This is a genomic window from Pseudochrobactrum sp. AO18b, assembly GCF_000409565.1.
Taxonomy (GTDB): domain Bacteria; phylum Pseudomonadota; class Alphaproteobacteria; order Rhizobiales; family Rhizobiaceae; genus Pseudochrobactrum; species Pseudochrobactrum saccharolyticum.
The window spans coordinates 1-6,765 of record NZ_ANNO01000501.1 but is presented as its reverse complement, the minus strand read 5'-3'; the positions used below and the strand labels follow the sequence as shown (position 1 = coordinate 6,765).

Below are 6,765 nucleotides of genomic sequence, written 5' to 3'. Positions count from 1 at the left end.
CTCTTTTCGGCAGCTATTCATTCGAAGAAAGCTATTGAAATTTATGGGGAAATAAAAAACTCCGGCATTGCTGCCGGAGTTTTCAATCAACCTGAAGTCTCAGATTTAACGGAACAGGATCAGAGATTTTTCAAAGGTTGTCCACACACCCCAGAGTATCGGGATACCCACAGCAGCCCATGCAAGAGCAGCTTTGGCATCCAGCCCGCCTGTGCCGATGCCGAAGGAACCGCTCGGCCCTGTCGCTTCCGCTTTTGTGGCTGCTTGCAGTTTGGCAACTTCCGCATCCGACATGAACCATTTATCGCCCAACGGTTTGATGAAGAAATTTGCAATCAGACCAAGCGCCAGCATACCGGCCAGAATATACATCGTATAATCATAGACCTGCGCACGCGGCACACCGGCAGCAATCTGGAACTCACGAATATAATTCACCACAACCGGCCCGACGATACCCGCCGTTGCCCATGCAGTCAGCAAACGTCCGTGGATTGCCCCCACAAATTGCGTACCAAAAATATCCGCCAGATAAGCAGGCACAGTCGCAAAACCACCGCCATACATCGACAGGATGATACAGACCATCACCACAAACAGCGTGACCGAGCCCATATGCGCGGCTGTCGGCAGCAGTGTATAAAGTGCAATGCCAAGAGCGAAGAAGGTGAAGTAAGTGGCCTTACGGCCAAGGCGGTCAGACAGGGAGGCCCAGAAAAAACGGCCGCCAATATTAAACAGCGAAATCAGACCGGTAAAACCGGCAGCAATCGCAGCAATTGCAGCCTTTTGCTCGGTGCTCAGTTCGGTAAATGTCAGTCCTGCCTCACCGATCAATTTGCCGCCGAAAATTTCCTGCAACATTGGTGAAGCCATGCCGATCACGCCAATACCGGCAGAGACGTTCAGGCACAGCACTGCCCAAATCAGCCAGAATTGCGGGGTCTTGTGCGCATCACGCAAATGGACGTGACGAGTGGTGATCATAGCTTTTTTGGTCTGCGGTGCGACCCAGCCTTCCGGCTTCCAGCCCGCAGGCGGAATACGGTAGCCAAAGGCGCCGCCCATCATGAATACGAAATAGCCTGCTGCCATCACCAGAAATGTCTGCCAGACACCAATGGAATCCGGTGTTTTGAAATGTTCCATCAACAAATCAGCCAGCGGCGCACCGATCATGGCACCGCCGCCAAAACCCATAATCGCCATACCGGTCGCCATACCGCGGCGATCAGGGAACCATTTAATCAATGTGGAAACCGGTGAAATATAACCAAGGCCAAGACCGATACCGCCAATGAAACCGGCACCAACCCACATCAGCCATAATTGGTGGGTCATCACGCCGAAAGCGGCAATCACCATACCGCCGCACCAGCATAGCGCGGAAACAAAACCGGCTTTGCGCGGGCCTACCCGCTCCAGCCAGCCGCCCCAGATCGCAGCAGAACAGCCAAGCAGCACAAAGAACAGCGTATAAATCCAGCCGAGATCAGCCACGCGCCAATCACAACTGGTGGTAAAGAGTGCGGTCAGCAGGCTCATATCCGCACAGGCAGCCGCAGTTTCACCACCCAAAGCACGGCTCAGCGGCAGCCAGAACACACTGAAACCATAGGCCATGCCGATACATAAATGGATTGCTAGCGCCGCCGGCGGCACCAGCCAGCGGTTAAATCCGGGTTTCGCGATAATCCGCTCGCGGTCGAGTATCCCCGGCCCGCTCAAACCTCCCAGGGTTTGATCTGTTGCACTCATGTCAAAATCCTCCCTTCTGCGAACGCGCCGCAGCCTGCCCATCTCCCGTGAGCATCCCTTAATTGTCAGAATGAAATTATTTAAATGCTGAATCATTTCAGCCGGATACTGGACTGTATCCGGCTGAAATTGCGTATTATGAGACCGGACGTTTAATCAGTGGCGCGGCCTCAAGCACCAGAGGATGCAGCCCCTCTCCGCCTGCATCAATCAGATTAAATAATTGCGTACGCATGCGTGGTTCCCAAAACATGTTGATATGTTTGGCGACACCCGCCGCCTGATCAATCTGCGTCTGCGAACTGAAAAATGTGGCAATCTGTGATGCCATCATCGGAATGCGGCTGTGATAAGTATGTTCACTCATAGCTTAGCTCACCGTATCCAAAGCTGTTTCAATATGGCGGCTGGCATCGGAATGTTCGCGATATTCCTGCTGCCATTGTGTCGGGCCGTTGGATGCGCTGATCTGCACCGCAGTCACCTTATATTCCGGACAGTTGGTCGCCCAGTCCGAGAAATCGGTGGTCACCACATTGGCCTGTGTGGTCGGATGGTGGAAGGTCGTATAGACCACACCCGGTGTCACGCGGTCTGTGACCAGCGCCCGCAAAGTGGTTTCACCGGAGCGGCTGGCGATCTTCACCCAGTCGCCATCACGCAAACCACGCACTTCCGCATCATGCGGATGGATTTCCAGACGGTCTTCCGCATGCCATGCCACATTTTCGGTACGGCGGGTCTGTGCACCCACATTATATTGCGAGAGAATACGCCCTGTGGTGAGCAGCAGCGGGAAGCGCGGGCCCGAACGCTCATCGGTTGCCACATATTCCGTGCGCATGAATTTGCCTTTGCCGCGCACGAAATGGTCAATATGCATCACCGGCGTGCCGAGCGGTGCTTTGGCATTACATGGCCACTGCACGGAACCTTCACGTTCCAGCAATTCATAGGACACATTGGCAAATGTCGGTGTGGTCATGGCGATTTCGTCCATGATCTGCGACGGATGCGTATAGTTCCAGTTCAGCCCCATTGCACGGGCCAGATTCTGCGTCACTTCCCAGTCGGCATAACCATTGGTTGGTGTCATCACCTTGCGCACGCGGTTGATACGGCGTTCCGCATTGGTGAATGTGCCGTCCTTTTCGAGGAAGGTCGAACCCGGCAGGAAAACATGGGCGAAATTGGCGGTTTCATTGAGGAACAGATCCTGCACCACCACACATTCCATAGCCTCCAGTCCGGCAGCAACATGGCGGGTATCCGGATCGGACTGAAGAATGTCCTCACCCTGAATATAGATGCCCTTGAAAGTGCCTTCTACCGCCGCATCCAGCATATTCGGAATACGCAGACCCGGCTCATCCTGCAGGATTACACCCCAGATATTTTCATAAATCTCACGGGTTGCAGGATCAGAGATATGACGATAGCCCGGCAATTCATGCGGGAATGAGCCCATATCGCAAGAGCCCTGAACGTTGTTCTGACCGCGCAGCGGGTTCACACCCACGCCCTTGCGGCCGATATTACCAGTAACCATCGCGAGATTGGCAATCGCCATCACCGTGGTGGAACCCTGACTATGCTCGGTTACACCAAGACCATAATAGATTGCACCATTGCCACCGGTTGCAAACAGACGGGCTGCGCCGCGTACTTCTTGCGCCGGAACACCGGTCAGCAGTTCCACAGCCTCAGGGCTGTATTGCGGCTGGGAGACAAATTCCACCCAATCGCGGAACTCTTCATTCTCGCAACGCTCACGAATGAAAGCATCATCCTGCAGACCTTCGGTTACAATCACATGCGCCAGCGCCGTCATGATTGCCACATTCGTGCCCGGACGCAGTGCCAGATGATGTGCCGCCTCAATATGCGGCGAACGCACCAGATCAATACGACGCGGATCAATCACGATCAGCTTGGCACCCTGACGCAAACGCTTACGCAGACGTGAGCCGAATACCGGATGACCGTCGGTCGGATTGGCACCGATCACCATCACCACATCAGTATGTTCAACACTGTCGAAATCCTGCGTACCTGCAGAGGTACCGAAAGTCTGGTTCAGACCATAGCCGGTCGGCGAGTGACAAACACGCGCACAGGTATCAACATTGTTATTGCCGAAACCGGCACGGATCAGTTTCTGTACAAGGAAGGTTTCTTCATTGGTACAGCGCGATGAGGTAATACCGCCGATGGAGTTGCGCCCGTACTGGGTCTGCAAGCGTTTAAATTCGCTCGCCACACGGCCATAGGCTTCTTCCCATGACACTTCGCGCCAAGGATCGGTGATCTTCTCACGGATCATCGGTTTGAGAATACGATCTTTGTGATGGGCGTAACCGTAAGCAAAGCGGCCTTTAACGCAGGAGTGACCGCGGTTGGCCTTACCGTCTTTATACGGAACCATGCGCACCAGTTCTTCACCGCGCATTTCCGCTTTGAAGGAGCAACCGACACCGCAATAAGCACAGGTCGTGACTTTGGAATGTTCAGGCTGACCGATTTCGATCACCGATTTTTCTGTCAGCGTCGCAGTCGGACAAGCCTGTACACAGGCACCGCAAGACACGCATTCCGAGCCTAAGAAGCTCTCATGCATCCCCGGTGAGACGCGGGAGTTAAAACCGCGTCCCTCAATGGTCAGCGCGAAAGTGCCCTGCACTTCCTCACAGGCACGCACGCAGCGTGAGCAGACAATACATTTGGAAGGATCATAGGTGAAATACGGATTGCTCTCGTCTTTCGGCATCCATTTTGCATTCAGCGCACCGTCATTGCGGCCTTGTTTGAAAACATGGTTCGCGCCGTCCTGACCGTAGCGCACGTCACGCAGACCTACAGCACCGGCCATATCCTGCAATTCGCAGTCGCCATTGGCCGCGCAGGTCAGACAGTCCAGCGGATGATCGGAGATATAAAGCTCCATCACGCCTTTGCGCAAAGATTTCAGACGGCCGGTCTGGGTATGAACCACCTGCCCTTCCATCACCGGTGTGGTGCAGGAAGACGGCGTGCCGTTACGGCCTTCAATTTCTACGAGGCACAGACGGCAGGAACCAAATGCATCCACCATATCGGTGGCGCAAAGCTTCGGAATGGCAATACCGGCTTCCATCGAAGCACGCATGATCGAGGTGCCTTCCGGCACGGTCACCTGATTGCCGTCGATGGTCAGGGTCACCATTTTGTCCGAGCGTGAAACAGGTGTGCCGTAATCGATTTCTTTAATTAAGCTCATCTTCTGTCACTCCTATTCCGCTGCCTGCACGAAAGTCTGGCTTTCAGGGCGCGGACGAAAATCCTCTTCAAAATGCGTCAGGGCACTCATCACCGGATAAGGGGCAAAGCCGCCAAGCGCACAAAGGGAGCCGAATTTCATTGTCTGGCAAAGATCTGTCAGAATTTCGATCTGCGTATCGGGTTCTGAACCGGCTGCAATTCTGTCGATCACTTCAACACCGCGTGTCGAGCCGATGCGGCATGGGGTGCATTTCCCGCAGGATTCAATGGCACAGAATTCCATCGCAAAACGCGCCTGTTTCAGCATGTCTGCCCGATCATCAAAGATCACCAGACCGGCATGACCAATCAGACCGTCTTTGGCAGCAAAGGCTTCGTAATCAAACGGCGTATCAAACAACGTGCGCGGGAAATAAGCACCCAGTGGTCCGCCGACCTGCACCGCCTTAACCGGACGGCCGGTTGCGGTACCGCCGCCGATCTCATCGACAATCTCGCCCAGTGTCAGGCCGAAAGCGGTTTCAAACAACCCGCCATATTTAACATTACCGGCAATCTGCAACGGAATTGTACCACGGGAGCGCCCCATACCAAAATCACGGTAATAGGCAGCGCCCTTGTCCATAATCACCGGAACAGAGGCCAGTGAGATCACATTATTGATGACGGTCGGTTTGCCGAACAGGCCTTTATGGGCAGGCAATGGCGGCTTGGCACGCACCAGTCCGCGCTTACCTTCAAGACTTTCCAGCAGAGCGGTTTCTTCACCGCAGACATAAGCACCGGCACCGGTGCGCACTTCCATATCAAAGGCGAAACGCGAACCAAGCACTGATGCGCCGAGCACACCGGCTTTGCGGGCAATCTCGACGGCCTTTTCCATCATCGCAATCGCATGCGGATATTCGGAACGCGTATAGAGATAGCCTTTGGTCGCACCCACTGCGATACCGGCAATCGCCATACCCTCAATGAGAACGAAAGGATCACCTTCCATAATCATGCGGTCGGCAAAAGTACCGCTGTCACCCTCGTCAGCATTGCAGACAATATATTTACGCGCACCTTGCGCATCGTGAACGGTTTTCCACTTGATACCGGTCGGGAAACCGGCACCGCCACGGCCGCGCAAGCCGGAATCCGTGACCTGCGCCACAATATCCGCAGGCTGCATGGCAATCGCGTTTTGCAGCCCCTTAAGCCCGTCATGAGCGCGATAATCATCCAGCGACAAAGGATCGGTCAACCCGCAACGGGCGAAAGTCAGACGGGTTTGTTTTTTGAGAAACGGGATTTCTTCGGTCAGTCCCAGCGACAGTGCATGGCCTTTGCCCTCAAGCAACCCGCTGTCAAAGAGGGAAGCCACATCGGATACATCCACAGGACCATAGGCCATACGGCCTTTATCGGTCGCCACTTCCACCAGCGGCTCCAGCCAGACCATACCACGGGAGCCATTGCGTACGAGCTTGATATCCAGACCGCGCTTTACGGCTTCACCGGCAATGGCATACGCCACTTCATCGGCACCGAGTGCCAGAGCGGCAGCATCACAAGGCACATAAATCGTCACACTCATGCCCGTGCCTCCGCAATTAATCGTTCTGCCTTGCCTTCATTCAGGCGACCGATCAGCCGGTCATCCATTTGCGCCGCAGGCGCACAGGCACACAGACCAAGACAATAAACCGGCTCAAGCGTGATTTTACCGTCGCCGGTTGTTTCACCCCAGCCGATACCGAGCAGCTT

General features: G+C 54.6%; 5 protein-coding genes. All 5 read right to left on the bottom strand.

Going from position 1 to position 6,765, the window contains the following annotated elements; translation table 11 throughout:
• Positions 1–105 precede the first annotated feature (105 nt).
• Positions 106–1,758, bottom strand: coding sequence for an OFA family MFS transporter (locus A918_RS0118705; protein ID WP_022712527.1), 1,653 nt, complete (start codon positions 1,756–1,758; stop codon positions 106–108).
• Between the two features lie 136 nt (positions 1,759–1,894).
• On the bottom strand, positions 1,895–2,125 hold the full coding sequence (locus A918_RS0118700; protein WP_022712526.1) for a formate dehydrogenase subunit delta: 231 nt from the start codon (positions 2,123–2,125) through the stop codon (positions 1,895–1,897).
• 3 nt (positions 2,126–2,128) lie between these two features.
• Complete coding sequence (fdhF, locus tag A918_RS0118695) at positions 2,129–5,014, bottom strand: formate dehydrogenase subunit alpha (protein ID WP_022712525.1); 2,886 nt, start codon at positions 5,012–5,014, stop codon at positions 2,129–2,131.
• Positions 5,015–5,026: 12 nt separating this feature from the next.
• Positions 5,027–6,595 carry an NADH-quinone oxidoreductase subunit NuoF gene (locus A918_RS0118690; protein ID WP_022712524.1) on the bottom strand — a complete coding sequence of 523 codons (1,569 nt, stop codon included), beginning with the start codon at positions 6,593–6,595 and terminating at the stop codon, positions 5,027–5,029.
• The coding region (locus tag A918_RS21630; RefSeq protein ID WP_022712523.1) for an NAD(P)H-dependent oxidoreductase subunit E at positions 6,592–6,765 on the bottom strand (174 nt) is incomplete at its 5' end. The genes A918_RS21630 and A918_RS0118690, both read right to left, overlap by 4 nt.